A 14,234-nucleotide genomic window follows, 5' to 3' on the forward strand; every position below is an offset into this window, starting at 1 on the left:
AGTTCGGGATCGAGCGTCGGGATGGTGGCGGTCGTGCCGTAATTGGCTTGCGGCGCTTCCTCAAAACCCCTGGTGGAGGCGCGGGCGCGATGCGCGGCCGCCTCGCCGCCGGCGCGGCGGTCCCAGGAATTGTCCGGCGGCGGCTGCAGGCCGGTGCCCGATCCCATGCCAGCGTCGCCGCGATTGATCGCCGGATTGAGCAATTCCGCCAGCGCCGGGCCGATCGGCTGCACGTCGGGCCTTGAAGCCTTGGAATTCGGCGCCTTCGACCTGGGAGTCTTCCTGGAAGTTTTGCCGGATTTTTGGGGGGAGTCGGGGGTCTTCGCCATGTCGGGAATATGGGACGACTCCGCGCCTGAGAAAAGGGCAGAGAAAGGATCAAGGAACCGGCTTCGCCGCGGGCCGTTGCGCTGTCAGCAGTTGTCAGCACAGCGGCCAAACCGCAAACTGCGCCTGCAAATCGCTTCTGAGGAATCCCATGCCCGACATCCATCCCAAGGCCGGCAAGGCGGTCGAACCGTCGATGCTGACGAATATTCCGCGGCTGGTGACCGCCTATTTCGCGGGCAAGCCCGATCCGAAGATTGCCACGCAGCGGGTCGCGTTCGGCACCTCGGGCCATCGCGGCTCCTCGCTCAACGACGCGTTCAACGAGGCGCATATTCTGGCGATCAGCCAGGCGCTGTGCGATCACCGCGCCAAGGCCGCCCTGTCGGGCCCGCTGTTCATCGGCATCGATACCCATGCGCTCGCCGAGCCCGCGCTCGCCAGCGCGCTGGAAGTGTTCGCCGCCAACGGCGTCGAGGTGATGATCGATGCGAACGACGGCTACACGCCGACGCCGGTGATCTCGCACGCGATCCTCACCTATAATAAGGGCCGCACCAACGGGCTCGCCGACGGCGTCGTGGTTACGCCCTCGCATAATCCCCCCGAAGATGGCGGTTTCAAATACAACCCGCCGAACGGTGGCCCGGCCGATACCGACATCACCGGCGCCATCGAACGCGCCGCCAACCGCTATCTCGAGACCGATCTCGACGGCGTGAAGCGCGTCCCGTACGAGCGCGCACGAAAAGCGCCCTGCGTGCATCGCCACGATTACATCACGCCTTATGTCGCCGACCTCGCCAATGTGCTCGACATGGAGGCGATCCGGGGCGCGGGGGTGAAAATCGGCATCGATCCGCTCGGCGGCGCGGCGGTGCGCTACTGGGAGCCGATCATCGAGCGCTACGGCTTGAACGCGACCCTGATCCGCGACGAGGTCGATCCGACCTTCCGCTTCATGACGCTCGACTGGGACGGCAAGATCCGGATGGACTGCTCATCGCCCTACGCGATGGCGCAGCTCATCGGCATGCGCGAGAAGTTCGACGTTGCGTTTGCCAACGATACCGACGCCGACCGCCACGGCGTCGTCACCCGCTCCAACGGGCTGATGAATCCGAACCATTTTCTGGCGGCCTCGATCGCGTTCCTGTTCGAACATCGCCCGCAATGGCGCAAGGACAGCGCGATCGGCAAGACCGTCGTGTCCAGCGCCATCATCGACCGCGTCGCGAAAAAGATCGGCCGCAAGGTCGTGGAGACACCGGTCGGCTTCAAATGGTTCGTCGACGGGCTCCTCAGTGGCGGCTTCGGTTTTGCCGGCGAGGAAAGCGCGGGCGCCTCGTTCCTGCGCAAGGACGGATCGGTGTGGACCACCGACAAGGACGGCCTGATCATGGGGCTGCTCGCCGCCGAGATCACCGCGCGGACCGGCCGCGATCCGAGCCAGTGGTTCGATGCGCTGACGGCCGAACTCGGAAATCCCTTCTACGCGCGGATCGATGCGCCGGCGACGCCGCAACAAAAGAGCGTCTTCAAGACGCTGTCGGCGGAACAGCTCGCGATCAGGGAATTGGGTGGCGAGAGGGTCACGGCCGTGCTGTTGGCAGCGCCGGGCAACAACCAGCCGTTCGGCGGCATCAAGGTCACGGCCGATAACGGCTGGTTCGCCGCGCGGCCCTCCGGCACCGAGGACGTCTACAAGATCTATGCGGAGAGTTTTCGCAGCGAAGCCCACCTCAAGCAAATCCAGGACGAGGCGCAGGCGGCGATCGCGCGGACGTTCGCTGGCTGAGGCCGGGAGGCCTTACGCGGCCGGCGCGGGGGCTGGCGACTGGCCGCCAACGATGTCGAGGTGGATTCCACCGCATCTGATGCAGCGCATGGTCCAGTATTCGGCGCCGGCGCGCCCTCCGATCACGCGCAGCACTCGAAGCTGGCCGTCGCAATCGGGGCAGTTGGATCGCACGGCAGCGGATAGGTTGCCGCTGGAATCATGCATGGACTCTCGTCCGCTTTCGCTCGGGCATCACGGATCGCCGGTTGAGGTAGTCGATGCGGGTCTTTGCGTCGGCGATCGCCGCTTCCACGTTGGACCAGGCGAAGCCGACCTCAAGCTCGGGAAACGAAACTCCGTCGATGATGACGGGTTCGAAATCCGCGCGCCTGATCCGGGCGTGCCAAAGCCCTTTGCCAGCTTCGAAAACCTCAATCTGAAAGCCGTCATGGTTCATGTTGGGTCTCCGCCGTTTTCGAGACGTCCTAGGAAACCACGTCCCGGTCCAAACGACTGTGAACTGGTTCACACTTTCGGGAGAAGTTCGGTGCGGACCCCCCACGTGAACCTATATAAAGCGCCGCGGAAACAAGGATTCGGCGATTTGAGCGGACGATGGTGGCAGGGGGCAGGACAGTGAATGGGCCGGGGGCTGTCCTCGCAAGGGCTCTTGCGGTGACGGTAGTTGTTGCGGCGACGCTGGGCGCGGCGCGGGCGGTTGCAGCCGAACCGGTCTACGATCCGCCGGTCGGCAGCCGCTGGGTCGTCGAATCCGAAGTTCGCGGCGAGGAGACGAGGCCGGAGGGTTCAACCACCTCCATGGTCAGGACGCGTGCCGAACTGACTGTCGAAGAGAAGACGGCGGATGGCTTCCGCATTTCCTGGGTTCAGCGCGGCGCGACCGTCGAGGGCAATGCGAGAAACACGGCGCTGCGGCGCGCCTATGCCGGCGTGCTGGAGAATGTGGTGATCCGCGCCAGCATGGATTCCTCAGGCAAGCCCTTGCGCATCGACAATCTCGACGAGGCGAGGGCCGCGATGCGCCGCTCGGCCGATGGTCTTGCGGCGCAGTTTTCGGAGATGCCCGCGGCGCGCGGGCTATTCGAGCAGTTGATCTCGGAATTGACCGAAGTCGATGCCGCCGGCGCCGCATCCGCCTATGTCGATACGCTGGCCGTGCTCGCGGTCGCGCAGAATACCGGAATGAAGCCAGGCGAATTCAGGTGGACGTCGAAGCCTGCGGAAAATCCCCTCGGCGGCGATGGGCTGAACTCCAACGAACGCTTCGAACTGGTCGAAGCCGATGCGGCGGGCCGGCTCACCTTCGTCAACGTCACCTCGATCGACGCCGCGTCGATGAACGACTTCATGCAGTCCTTTGCCAAGAGTTTGCTCGCCGCCTCCGGCGACAGCGTGACGCCGGCACGAGTCGATTTGCTGGTGAAGTCGATGCTGTTTTCCTTCGACAAGCGCGCTGAATTCGAAGTCGAGGGCGGCATGACGCGCAAGGTCAGCGAAAAATCGACCACCGTGTTTCGCGGCATGGAGCAGAACCTGATCCAGACCGAGGCGCGGACGATAGCGGTGACGCGCGCGCCCTGAGCTTGCGAAGGCGGAATGGCGTCGAACGCGTCGAAGCAAGGCAGCTTCGCAACGGAAGATTCCGATGGACATGGATAAGCCCGCCGATCCTCTGGTGCTTGACTTCGTCGAATGGATCGCGCGCGAGCCGCGGCCTTATTCGGAGGTCGTGGCGACCTGGCGCACGTCCTGTCCGCGGCTGACGATCTGGGAAGACGCCGCCGATGCCAGCTTTGTAATACGCGAAGCCGTTGCGGGCGTCGGAACCGTTGCCACCGTCACCAATGCCGGCGAACAATGGCTCCGTGCCCACCGTCGGAAAAGCTGAACCCTGCAGAGTTTCCGCGGCCGGCACATTGCAGCCAATCACTTTCACTGCACCGGGCCGACGCCGCCATTGACTCAACTGACCTGGATGGTGACATTCATGCATCCGCATCCATTATCCCTGCGCAAAACCCCATGACAGGAACACCCCCATGATCGACCTGTATTACTGGACCACGCCGAACGGTCACAAGATCACGATGTTTCTCGAAGAGACCGGGCTGAAGTACAAGATTTTCCCGGTGAACATCGGCAAGGGCGATCAATTCAAGCCCGAATTTCTGGCGGTCGCGCCGAACAACCGGATTCCGGCGCTGGTCGATCACGAGCCCAAGGGTGGCGGCAAGCCGATCTCGATCTTCGAGTCCGGCGCGATCCTGCTCTATCTCGCCGAGAAGACCGGCCAGTTCCTGCCCGCCGATCTCCACGGCCGCTACGACGTCATCCAGTGGACGTTCTGGCAGATGGGCGGGCTTGGGCCGATGGCCGGACAGAACCATCACTTCCGCAACTATGCGCAGGACAAGATTCCTTACGCGATCGATCGCTACGTCAACGAAACCAACCGCCTCTACGGCGTGCTCAACAAGCGTCTGGCCGATCGCGAATTCATCGGCGGACAGTACTCGATCGCCGACATGGCCTCTTATCCCTGGGTCGTGCCCTACAAGAATCAGGGACAGGACATCGACCAGTTTCCGCATCTGAAGCGCTGGCTGGCTGTGATCGGCGAGCGGCCGGCCACGGTGCGCGCCTACGCACTCGCCAAGGACGTCAATCCGAATTACGGCCAGCCCGCGATCCGCACCGAGGAAGAACGCAAGCTTCTGTTCGGTCAAACGGCGGCCGTGGTGAAATAGCTTTTTAATAGCCAGACACGATTTAATAACCAGACACGACACGCAATTTTGCATTCGCGGTCGATGACAAGCTGGTGCCCACTTTCCGAAGTTCGTGCTACATCTCAGCGCCCACCTTCACGAACTTCGGAAGGTTATGGGCCCAGAAAATTTATTGGTTCTAGTGTCGCTTATCTATTTGAAGTTCCTGAACGGGTTTAGCAGCTCGTGGCGCAGGAACTTCAAATAGGCGGCACTGGCCGCAATGATCCAGAATGGATCCGCGGCCTGAAGCTGCTACGACAGGAGAAGAAATTTGCGTGACGGAATCTCTGTGCTTCGTATCGGCGCGACATTGGCGATGCTGGCGGCCGGCAACTCGTTCGGTGTGTCTCTGGCGCTCGCGCAGGCTCGCACCGACCCGATGCTCAACAACGGGCCGCCACCATGGGATGCCAATCACGACGGCATCTACACCTGCCAGGAGTGGAAGAGTTTTATGGACCGGCTGTTCGTCTCAGCCGATAAAGGCCGCAAGGGTTTTCTCACCCCGCAGGAATTCGCATCGATCAAAAAAGGCGATCCGAGCCTGGCGGACGCCGATTTCGGCTACTTCGACGAAAACCAGGATGGCAAGATCTCGCGCAAGGAGTTCGTCGAGAAGCCGAGCGTGTTCATCATGCGCTTCGACAAGAACGGCGACTGCCGCGTCACGCCGGAAGAGTTGAAAGCGGCGGCCAATCCGGCCAACCCCGGACCGCAGGAGCGCCCGCGCGACCGGTTTCACTGAGATCAGCGAGCGTGGCGACACGCGCGCGCATTGGCTGCGCGGCTACTCCAATTGAATGCGCGCGCTTTTAGCCCCGTTCAACAGCCGCCGGAGATGAAAGCCGGCAAGCGCGTCACTCGCGTGCAGCCCGACCAATGCTGCAAAGGCCGGCATCGCTGCGGCGTCTCCGGCCTCCAGTTTGGCGAAGGCATCACAATATTGCGCCGTCGCCGGCTCTTCGAACGCAGCCGCAGCCAGTGGCTCGAAAGCCCGCAGCGGTTCGCTGCGCCCGCGCAACAAGAGATCGCCGACCGGCCTGCCGCGGAAAGCATTGGCTCCGTCGGCGACTACGGCGCTGACGCAAATACGCGTGCCGAGAAACTTGTTGGCCGCCTCGAGCCGCGCCGCCGTGTTGATGGTGTCGCCATAAGCAGTGTAGTCGAAGAAGCGGCCGCCGCCGAAATTGCCGACCAGCGCCTGACCTGCGTGAACGCCGATCCGGGTTGCACCAAAATTCACGCCCTTGGATTTCCAGCGTTCGCGAAACGCCTCAGCCCAGCTATCCAGCGCATGGGCGCAACCGATTGCCCGGCTCGCATAATCCGGCTGGTCTCCGGGCGCGTTGAAGAGAATCTGGATGGCATCGCCGATGATCTTGGCAACCGTGCCCTCGTGCGCGAAGACGACATCGGTCATCCCGCCCACATATTCGTTGAGCAGCGTGCCGAGCACGTCGGGTGCGGCGTTTTCCACCAGCGAAGTGAAAGAGGCGATGTCGGTGAAAATCACGGCGACGTCGCGCCAGTGCACCTCCATGCCGTCACTTTCGCCGGCGGCGGCAAGCCGTGAGGCGATCTGGGGCGAGAAATACCGCGACAGTGACGCATGCGCGCGCTCGGCCTCGAACTGGCGCCGGCGCGCCTCGCGCATCGCCTGGACGTGGCGAATGGTCTTGTCGATCGTCGTTTCGAGATCGCCGAAATCAATCGGCTTGGTCAGGAAATCGAATGCGCCGCGGTTCATAGCGGTGCGGATGTTGCTCATGTCGCCATAGGCCGAGACGATGATGGTCGACTTCTTGTCTTCGGCCTCCTGCAATTTCTGCAGCAGGGACAGGCCATCCATCCGCGGCATGTTGATGTCGGACACCACCATATCCACATGCGGATGATCTTCGATCGACTGCAATGCCTCCACACCGTCATGCGCAAACATGAAACTCACCGTGCCATCGCGAATTTGCTTGCGGAATTTCTGCAAGACAAGAGCCTCAAGGTCCGGCTCGTCGTCGACAACGAGAATGGTTGCGGTCATGCGGCGGTCCGATTCTAACATTCGCATCCCTACTCAGCAGTCACTTTTGCGAATGTTAGAATCAAAAGGACCACTAGCAAATATAAGTTTCTAGTGGAGTTTCGGATTCGACATTCGCTTTGCGAACTCGCGGCTAGGCCGGTTGCGAATGTCAAATCCACTCCACTAGCCGTGCGTCGATCTCGTGACGCAGCAGCGCAAAATCGATCGGTTTGGTCAACAATCCCACCGCGCCGCGCTCGATGGCCTTGCGGCGCGTTTCAGCATCACCGTAAGCGGTGATCATGATGACGGGAACGTCCGGCCGTTCGGCACGCACCTTTGGGAGCATTTCGAGCCCGCTCATGCCGGGCATGTTGATGTCCGACAGGATCAGGATCAGCGGTGGATCCCTGATCTCGGCGGCGCGAACCAGCGCCGCTGGCGCCGACGGCGCAAACTCCATCGTGAAGCGCCCGGATTTCAGGTCGCGCCGGAATTGCTGGCGGAACAGTTCCTCGACATCAGGTTCGTCGTCGACGACGAGTATGTAAACGCTCAATTCCGACCTCCAGCCTGTGCAGCCGCGCGAGGCAGCGTAATAATGAATTCGGTGAATGCGCCGTGTTCGGTTTCGACGTCAATCTCGCCGCCATGCTGTTTCACGATGATGTCGTGGCTCATCGACAAGCCAAGTCCGGTGCCCTCGCCCGCGGGCTTGGTGGTGAAGAAGGGATTGAACATCTTCTCCTTGACTTCCGCCGGGATGCCGGTGCCGTTGTCGCGAATCCGGATTTCGACCTTGCTGCCGAGATTTTTGGTGGTCGCCGTCAGCAACGGCTCGAAGCCTTCGTCGCCGGCTTCCCTTCGCTTGTTGGCCGCATAAAAGCCGTTGGAAATGAGATTGAGGAACACCCGCGTGATCTCCTGCGGGTAAAGATCGATAATTCCGGCGGAGGGATCGAGGTCGCGCTCCAGCGTGATATTGAAGCCGGATTTCTCGGCCCGCGCGCCGTGATAAGCGAGGTTGAGGCTTTCGTCGACGATCGCATTGATGTCGGCAGGCCGGCGTTCGCCCGAACCTTCGCGCGAATGCAGCAGCATGTTCTTGACGATTGAATCGGCGCGCTTGCCATGTTGCACGACCTTGTCGAGGTTACCCTTCAGCATCTCGGTGAGTTCGTCGATATCTTCGCGAGTCTTGCCGTCGAGCGTGGCCGACCCAAGCAGGTCATTGAGTTCGTCGATCAATTCGCCCGACAGTGACGAGAAATTATTGACGAAGTTGAGCGGATTCTTGATCTCGTGCGCGATGCCGGAGGTAAGCTGGCCGAGCGAGGCAAGCTTTTCGGTCTGCACCAGCCGGTCCTGCGCGGTGCGCAACTCGTCGAGCGAGAGCGAAAGCTCCTGAGTGCGCGCCTGAACCTCATCAAATAGCCGCACATTCTCGATGGCGATGACGGCCTGGTCAGCAAACGTCTGAAGCAACTGAACATGATGGTCGGCAAAAATTCCGGGCTGAACGCGCGTCACCGCAATGGAGCCGATCGAAACCCCGTCATTCATCATCGGGGCGAACAATATGCTGCGGAAGCCGCGTGCCCGGGAGATACCCAGAATCTCGTTCGACAACGTCTCGGTATCGGCGATTTGAGTCGCCTCGCCGGCTTGCGCCATTTTAAACGGCAGGAAATCGGTGACGGGCAGCGGGAAGCTGGCCCGCAGTACTTCATCCGCGGCGGGATTTGTCGGCGTGAAAGCCTTGAGGTGACCAACGCCGTCAATAAAACGAAAGACAGTGCTCGAGAATCCACCAATAAGGGTGTTGGCACTTTTCACGATCGCCTCGAACACCGGCTGCACATCGGACGGCGAACTGGCGATGACCTTCAGGATGCCGGCGGTCGCGGTCTGTCGCTCGAGTGCCTCCTTGGTTTCGTTGAAAAGACGCGCATTCTCGATGGCGATAACCGCCTGGTCGGCGAAAGTCTGTACGAGGTCCAGTTGGCGCTGGCTGAATGGCCCCGGCCCTGGCCTTCCCAGCAGCAACACGCCCTCGACCGCGGCGTCGCGCATCAGCGGGACGGCAAGGACCGCGCGGTAGGCGCCGATCGTCGGCGCGTTGGCAAAGTTATATTCCGGGTCAAGCTCGACGTCCGCGACGTGAACCGGCTTGCCGTCCATGAAGACCCGGCCGGTGATCGTTTCTCGACCGGGCTTGATCGGGTGGGCCTGCATAAAATCGACAAAGGCCTGCGTGCAGCCGGATTCGGCCTGTAGCCGCATCACACCGCCGTCGCGCAGGCAGATGATGCCCAATGAGGCGCCGCACAGCGTCTTTGCGGACTCGATCAGCGTGGTAAGGACCGACTTCAGATCGAACGCCGAGCGGCTGATGACCTTGAGGACGTCGGCGGTTGCAGTTTGCTGCTGCAGGGACTCGCTGAGATCGTCGGTGCGCTCGCGCAATTTACCAAGCAGGTTCGCGTTCTCGATGGCGATCACCGCCTGGCTGCCGAAGCTGGTCACCAGCTCGATCTGCTTTTCGGAGAACGCGTGCACGGTCTGCCGGAAGATGGCGATCACGCCGACAAGGCCGTCTTCCTTTAACATGGGCACGAGCAGAAGCGTGCGCGCGCCGCCCAGTTCGACCAATTCGACAATCGGCGGGAAACCGGTGAGATAAGCCGGCTCCTGCTTGACGTCAACGACATGAACGAGTTGCCGGGTCTCGATCAGCCGTCCCAGCGGGTCGATCGGCGGCGGGTAGATCACCGGATTGCGCAAGAAGGTTTCCGCGAACGCCGGCGGCAGATTGAACGTCGAGGTGCAGCGAAAGCCGCCGTCCTCGTAGAGAACCAGCAGACCGAATTGGGCCTCACAGATGCTGGTCGCGCTCGCCAGGATCGTCTGGAACACGGGATTGAGTTCACCAGGCGAGCGGCTGATGACCTGCAACACTTCGGAGGTTGCGGTCTGATGCTGCAGCGATTCCTGTAGATCGGCTGTCTTGGTCTGGACCTCGTTGAACAGGCGCGTATTCTCGATGGCGATCACGGCCTGGTCGGCAAAGGTTTGCAGCAGCTCGACGTGATGATCGGCGAACGTACCGGGTTCCTTGCGCGTCACGCTGATCATTCCGATCCGCTCGCCCTTGTTCATGAGCGGCGTGAACAGCATGCTGCGATAGCCGCGCAACCGTGCCACGTCCCTGTTCACGGCCGGCACACCTTCCGCCTCGGTATCGGCGAACTGCACGGTCTCTCCGCCCCGAGCAGACTCAAGAGGCGGAAATTCGGCGAGCGGAATCGGGAATGAAGCCTGCAACGCTTCATCGGCTCTGGTATTTGTCGGCGTGAATGCCGCCAGGTGGAGCATGTCGCCAACGATGCGCGACACCGTGGCCGAAAAACCTCCGATCAGCGCTTTTGCGCTCGATGCAATCGCGTCGAAGACGGGCTGAACGTCGGAGGGTGAGCTTGCGATCACCTTCAGGATGTCGGCGGTCGCGGTCTGCCGCTCGAGTGCCTCCCTGGTTTCGTTGAACAGGCGCGCATTCTCGATCGCGATCACGGCCTGGTCGGCGAAGGTCTGCAGCAACCGCAGATGGTGGCCGGCGAACAGCCCGGGCTCCGTGCGGGTGACAGTCACCAGCCCGATCACGCTGGCGCGGTTGATCAGTGGCACGGCCAGCATGCTGCGAAAGCCACGTGCCCTGCCGATTTGTTTGATCTCGGCGTGCTGTTCTTGCTCGATATCGCAAATCTGGACTGGCTTCCCGGACCGCGTGAGTTCGAACTGAGGAAAGTCGCTGATCGGGCGTGGGAAGGCGCTCTTCAGAATGTTGTCCGCGGCGGGCGTGGTCGGCGTGAAGGCCGCAAGATGGGCGATACCGTCGTCGAGAAATCGATAAACCGCAGTCGAGAAACCGCCGAGCAGGCGATTAGCGCTGGTCGCGATCGCCTCGAATACCGGTTGCACGTCCGACGGCGAACTCGCAATCACCTTGAGCACATCGGCAGTCGCGGTCTGGCGCTCAAGTGCTTCCTGGGTCTCGTTGAAAAGCCGGGTGTTCTCGATCGCGATCACCGCCTGAGCGGCGAAAGTTTCGACAAGCTCGATTTGGCGTTCGCTGAAAGGCTCAACACGCGAGCGTGAAAGGCCAAACGCGCCGATCGGCTCGCCCTCCCGCAGCAACGGTACGCCGAGAATAGTCCGGATGAGATTCGAATTCGCCGTGTGGCGCGCGGCATGTTCGGAATCCGCTGCAATATCGGCGATCTGTACCGCACGGCGCTCCAGCAGGGATCGACCGACCGCCGTCCCTCTACCCGGGGCATACGAAACGGCTCGGATCATCGTCTCCAGATCGGGCGACATCGCCGATACCGCGGCTGTACGAAAATCATCGCCGACCGGAAGAGCGAGGTGCCCGGAATCGGCGTCGCAGAGCCGTCGTGCCTTTTCGACCATCGCTTCGAAGACCGTTTTCAGATCGCCCGGCGACGAATTGATGATACCCAGCACCTCGGAAGTCGCGGTCTGCCGTTCCAGCGATTCCCTGGTCTCGTTGAACAGACGCGTATTCTCGATGGCGATCACGGCCTGGTCGGCAAAGGTTTGTACCAGATCGATCTGGCTTTTGGTGAACGGGCCGGGCTCGGGCCGTGTCAGCACCAGCACGCCTTCGACGGTGTTGTTCCTGAGCATCGGCACGCCGAGTGCCGCGCGAATTCTGGTCAGGGAACCCAGGGACATTTCCATGTCGGGGTCCGCAAGAACATCGGCAATAACTTCGACCTTTCCCGATGCGATGACGCGAGAGGTGGCCGAACCGCGGCCGGACCTCGGCGGATTCGCCGCCCAATATTTCAGGAATTCGGGCGTGGTGCTGGACGCCGCCTTCAGCGGAAAGACGTCGCCCTCGCGAAGGAAGATCGAGCCTCGATTGGCACCGCACAACTCGGCTGCAGACTTGATCAGCGTTTCGAGAACGGTCTGGAGATCGAAGGTCGAACGGCTGATGACCCTGAGGACGTCGGAGGTGGCGGCCTGCTGCGCAATCGACTCGTCAAGCCTGCGCTTAAGATCAGCAATGACCTGCTGGGGATCGGCGGCAACGTCGTCCTTCACGATGAATATTCCAAATGATCAGGCGAGGTGCTGGGCGCCACCTCGATTTCGCCGATACATCAAAGCATGACGGCTGGGCGTCAGCTAGGGGTAGTGGGGCTTCAAATCGGCCGAAATGCCGCCAGTAGCGGATCTTGGCTAGCCGGCGGCGCCGTGTCCGGTCGCTGCCGCCGCCCTGCGCAGGCATTCGCGGCACAGGCAATCCTCGCCCTCGCGCGGCATCGGCATCCGCGCGGCTTCTTCCACGCACCAGCACTGGCTGTCGCGCGTGCAGCTAAATTCCGTTCCGCATCGGGAACAGGCGAGACGCCGTGATGATGCGGTTTCCAGATGATCTGTCATGAATAGGACCGGAAATTACCCCGTCGTAATGCTGTCGATCTCCGCCATGTCCTGTACACTTAAGTGCCAGCTGATCGCCTTGGCGTTCTGCTCGATCTGTTCGACGCGCGTGGCGCCGGCGATGACGCTTGCGACCTGCGGCCGCGCCGCGAGCCAGGAGAACGCCAGTTCCAGCATGGAATGCCCGCGCTCCTTCGCAAACGCCTGCAGCTTTTCCACGATCTCCTCGTTGCGCGGGGTGATGTAGCGGTCGCGCAGCCGCTGCACGAGGCCGAGGCGCGTATCGTTCGGCGCCGCTTCGCCGCGCTTGTATTTGCCGGTCAACAGACCGCTCGCCAGCGGAAAGAACGGCAGCAGACCGAGCTGGTATTCCTGCGCGCACGGCAACAGGTCCTTCTCGATATCGCGGACGACGAGGCTGTATTCGTCCTGGCAGGAGACGAAGCGGCTGCTGTTCATCGCGTTCGCCACATGTTCGGCTTCCGCGACCCGCCACGCCGGAAAATTCGAGTTGCCGATATAGCGCACCTTGCCTTGCCGGATAAGGTCGTCGAGCGCGCGCAGCGTTTCTTCGATCGGCGTCAGCGCGTCGTAGTCATGCTGCTGGTAGAGATCGATGTAATCGGTCTTCAGCCGCCTCAGGCTGGCTTCGACGGCGGACATGATGTAGCGCCGCGACGCGCCCTGTTTGGTGCCGTCGGTGCTCATGGCTTTCGAGAACTTGGTCGCGAGCACGATGTCCTTGCGCCTCGCGCCGAGCACCTCGCCGAGCACCGTTTCGGAACCGCCCATGTTGGCATAGATGTCTGCGGTATCGAACAGCGTGATGCCGAGGTCGATCGCCTTGTGGATCACCTTGCGCGAGGTTTCCAGATCGGTGCGCTGGCCGAAATTGTTACAGCCGAGGCCGACGGCCGAAACACGTAGACCCGAGCCGCCGAGGTTGCGAATTTCCATGGATCAATCCTGTGCCGCGTTTTTCAAGAGAGCGGCCCATTGTGACCTTATGGAGCTGACGCGCAAGGCAGGCCGCTGGCGCCGAAACAACCGAAACGCGAGAAACGTCCATGAAAAAGAAGCGGCCCCGGTCAGACGCGGCGACTGACGGGGACCGCTGGGGGCGCGGATGATCGTCGACGGGGGGCCTGATCAAACGCAATGCAACGCTAGTCCTGCATTGTAACGCAGCCGTGACAGCGACATTTATCCACAGCCTGAAAGCGAGCCGAAGGCCAGTGCTTCGCAGGCTCGAAAACAGCTTGCGCCGCGGCTTATTCGGCTGCGCGTTGATCGGTGAATGGACCAAGCAACCGCTTGCCGCGCATTGCGCGGAAATGGTCGGCGCGGGCGGGGTCGTCGGTGTGGCGGACCAGGTCGGTGATCGGCGTATAGCTCAGCATGCGCCCGCCGTCGGGCAATGCCGTGCAACTGAAGCGAAGCACCCGACCGTCTCTGAGATTGATGTTGATCGGCGTCGAGTCGCCTGCGCGCATCATTTCCGTGCGTTGCGCGATGAAGGCACTCAACTTCTCTTCCGGCATCTCCCAGGCGCCGGTGTCGCGGCCATGATACATCAGCGCGATGAACGGCGGCTTGCTGTCGGCCTTTTCGTCGGGCAGCGCGAAATAATCGCGGAAGGCGCGGTTGATGAACTCGGCGCGGGTGTCGGAATCCAGCAGCACGATGCCGATGTCGACCTGGTCGAGCGCGGCCGAAAGCCGTTCGGCGGTGGCGTGGTGACGGCGGTCCCCGGCGAGCGTATCAACCAGCCTTTGCCGCAGCAGACCGGTCCGAACCGCCGTGCCGGCGGCCGCCACCGTGAGCAGCCCAAGGCGGGTCAGGT

12 protein-coding genes and 1 pseudogene are annotated in these 14,234 nt (G+C 61.9%); 5 read left to right on the plus strand and 8 right to left on the minus strand.

Annotated elements, in window-relative coordinates:
• A pseudogene (locus WB528_RS01000) lies at window positions 1–329 on the minus strand (excinuclease ABC subunit UvrB); the annotation flags it as partial.
• 149 nt (window positions 330–478) lie between these two features.
• Here WB528_RS01000 and pgm point away from each other — a divergent pair.
• Window positions 479–2,125 carry a phosphoglucomutase (alpha-D-glucose-1,6-bisphosphate-dependent) gene (gene pgm / locus WB528_RS01005; protein ID WP_423886571.1) on the plus strand — a complete coding sequence of 549 codons (1,647 nt, stop codon included), beginning with the start codon at window positions 479–481 and terminating at the stop codon, window positions 2,123–2,125.
• Window positions 2,126–2,324: 199 nt separating this feature from the next.
• On the opposite strand, the gene WB528_RS01010 is transcribed toward pgm, so the two are convergent.
• Window positions 2,325–2,564, minus strand: coding sequence for a hypothetical protein (locus tag WB528_RS01010; RefSeq protein ID WP_423886572.1), 240 nt, complete (start codon window positions 2,562–2,564; stop codon window positions 2,325–2,327).
• Between the two features lie 218 nt (window positions 2,565–2,782).
• On the opposite strand from WB528_RS01010, the gene WB528_RS01015 reads away from it, so the two are divergent.
• The 4 genes from WB528_RS01015 to WB528_RS01030 all read left to right on the plus strand — a co-directional run bounded on the left by WB528_RS01015 (window position 2,783) and on the right by WB528_RS01030 (window position 5,644).
• A complete protein-coding gene (locus WB528_RS01015; RefSeq protein ID WP_423886573.1) occupies window positions 2,783–3,709 on the plus strand; it encodes a hypothetical protein in 927 nt (308 codons plus the stop codon).
• Between the two features lie 70 nt (window positions 3,710–3,779).
• Window positions 3,780–4,016: a hypothetical protein gene (locus WB528_RS01020; protein ID WP_423886582.1), complete on the plus strand. Its 237-nt coding sequence runs from the start codon at window positions 3,780–3,782 to the stop codon at window positions 4,014–4,016.
• Window positions 4,017–4,167: 151 nt separating this feature from the next.
• Window positions 4,168–4,875 (plus strand): glutathione S-transferase N-terminal domain-containing protein, encoded by a 708-nt coding sequence (locus WB528_RS01025; RefSeq protein WP_423886574.1) that lies wholly within the window; start codon window positions 4,168–4,170, stop codon window positions 4,873–4,875.
• Window positions 4,876–5,215: 340 nt separating this feature from the next.
• On the plus strand, window positions 5,216–5,644 hold the full coding sequence (locus tag WB528_RS01030; RefSeq protein ID WP_423886575.1) for an EF-hand domain-containing protein: 429 nt from the start codon (window positions 5,216–5,218) through the stop codon (window positions 5,642–5,644).
• 42 nt (window positions 5,645–5,686) lie between these two features.
• Here the strand turns inward: WB528_RS01030 and WB528_RS01035 are convergent, their stop codons facing one another.
• The 6 genes from WB528_RS01035 to WB528_RS01060 all read right to left on the minus strand — a co-directional run.
• On the minus strand, window positions 5,687–6,937 hold the full coding sequence (locus tag WB528_RS01035; RefSeq protein WP_423886576.1) for an adenylate/guanylate cyclase domain-containing protein: 1,251 nt from the start codon (window positions 6,935–6,937) through the stop codon (window positions 5,687–5,689).
• Window positions 6,938–7,088: 151 nt separating this feature from the next.
• Window positions 7,089–7,478 carry a response regulator gene (locus tag WB528_RS01040; protein WP_423886577.1) on the minus strand — a complete coding sequence of 130 codons (390 nt, stop codon included), beginning with the start codon at window positions 7,476–7,478 and terminating at the stop codon, window positions 7,089–7,091.
• Window positions 7,475–12,049 (minus strand): GAF domain-containing protein, encoded by a 4,575-nt coding sequence (locus tag WB528_RS01045; RefSeq protein ID WP_423886578.1) that lies wholly within the window; start codon window positions 12,047–12,049, stop codon window positions 7,475–7,477. The genes WB528_RS01040 and WB528_RS01045 overlap by 4 nt, the downstream gene beginning before the upstream one ends.
• 138 nt (window positions 12,050–12,187) lie before the next feature.
• Complete coding sequence (locus WB528_RS01050; RefSeq protein ID WP_423886579.1) at window positions 12,188–12,391, minus strand: cysteine-rich CWC family protein; 204 nt, start codon at window positions 12,389–12,391, stop codon at window positions 12,188–12,190.
• Window positions 12,392–12,406: 15 nt separating this feature from the next.
• Complete coding sequence (locus tag WB528_RS01055) at window positions 12,407–13,348, minus strand: aldo/keto reductase (RefSeq protein ID WP_423886580.1); 942 nt, start codon at window positions 13,346–13,348, stop codon at window positions 12,407–12,409.
• 314 nt (window positions 13,349–13,662) lie between these two features.
• Window positions 13,663–14,234, minus strand: a 572-nt coding sequence (locus tag WB528_RS01060) for a PAS-domain containing protein (protein WP_423886581.1), incomplete at its 5' end; no start/stop codon positions are given.

The sequence above is a fragment of the Bradyrhizobium sp. genome (genome assembly GCF_049586575.1).
Taxonomy (GTDB): domain Bacteria; phylum Pseudomonadota; class Alphaproteobacteria; order Rhizobiales; family Xanthobacteraceae; genus Bradyrhizobium.

Bases quoted from the DNA above. Each gene is read 5' to 3' on its own strand.
- WB528_RS01035 (WP_423886576.1), bottom strand. From the start codon at position 6,937: ATGACCGCAACCATTCTCGTTGTCGACGACGAGCCGGACCTTGAGGCT.
- WB528_RS01020 (WP_423886582.1), top strand. From the start codon at position 3,780: ATGGATAAGCCCGCCGATCCTCTGGTGCTTGACTTCGTCGAATGGATC.
- WB528_RS01050 (WP_423886579.1), bottom strand. From the start codon at position 12,391: ATGACAGATCATCTGGAAACCGCATCATCACGGCGTCTCGCCTGTTCC.
- WB528_RS01025 (WP_423886574.1), top strand. From the start codon at position 4,168: ATGATCGACCTGTATTACTGGACCACGCCGAACGGTCACAAGATCACG.
- pgm (WP_423886571.1), top strand. From the start codon at position 479: ATGCCCGACATCCATCCCAAGGCCGGCAAGGCGGTCGAACCGTCGATG.
- WB528_RS01055 (WP_423886580.1), bottom strand. From the start codon at position 13,348: ATGGAAATTCGCAACCTCGGCGGCTCGGGTCTACGTGTTTCGGCCGTC.
- WB528_RS01010 (WP_423886572.1), bottom strand. From the start codon at position 2,564: ATGAACCATGACGGCTTTCAGATTGAGGTTTTCGAAGCTGGCAAAGGG.
- WB528_RS01030 (WP_423886575.1), top strand. From the start codon at position 5,216: ATGCTGGCGGCCGGCAACTCGTTCGGTGTGTCTCTGGCGCTCGCGCAG.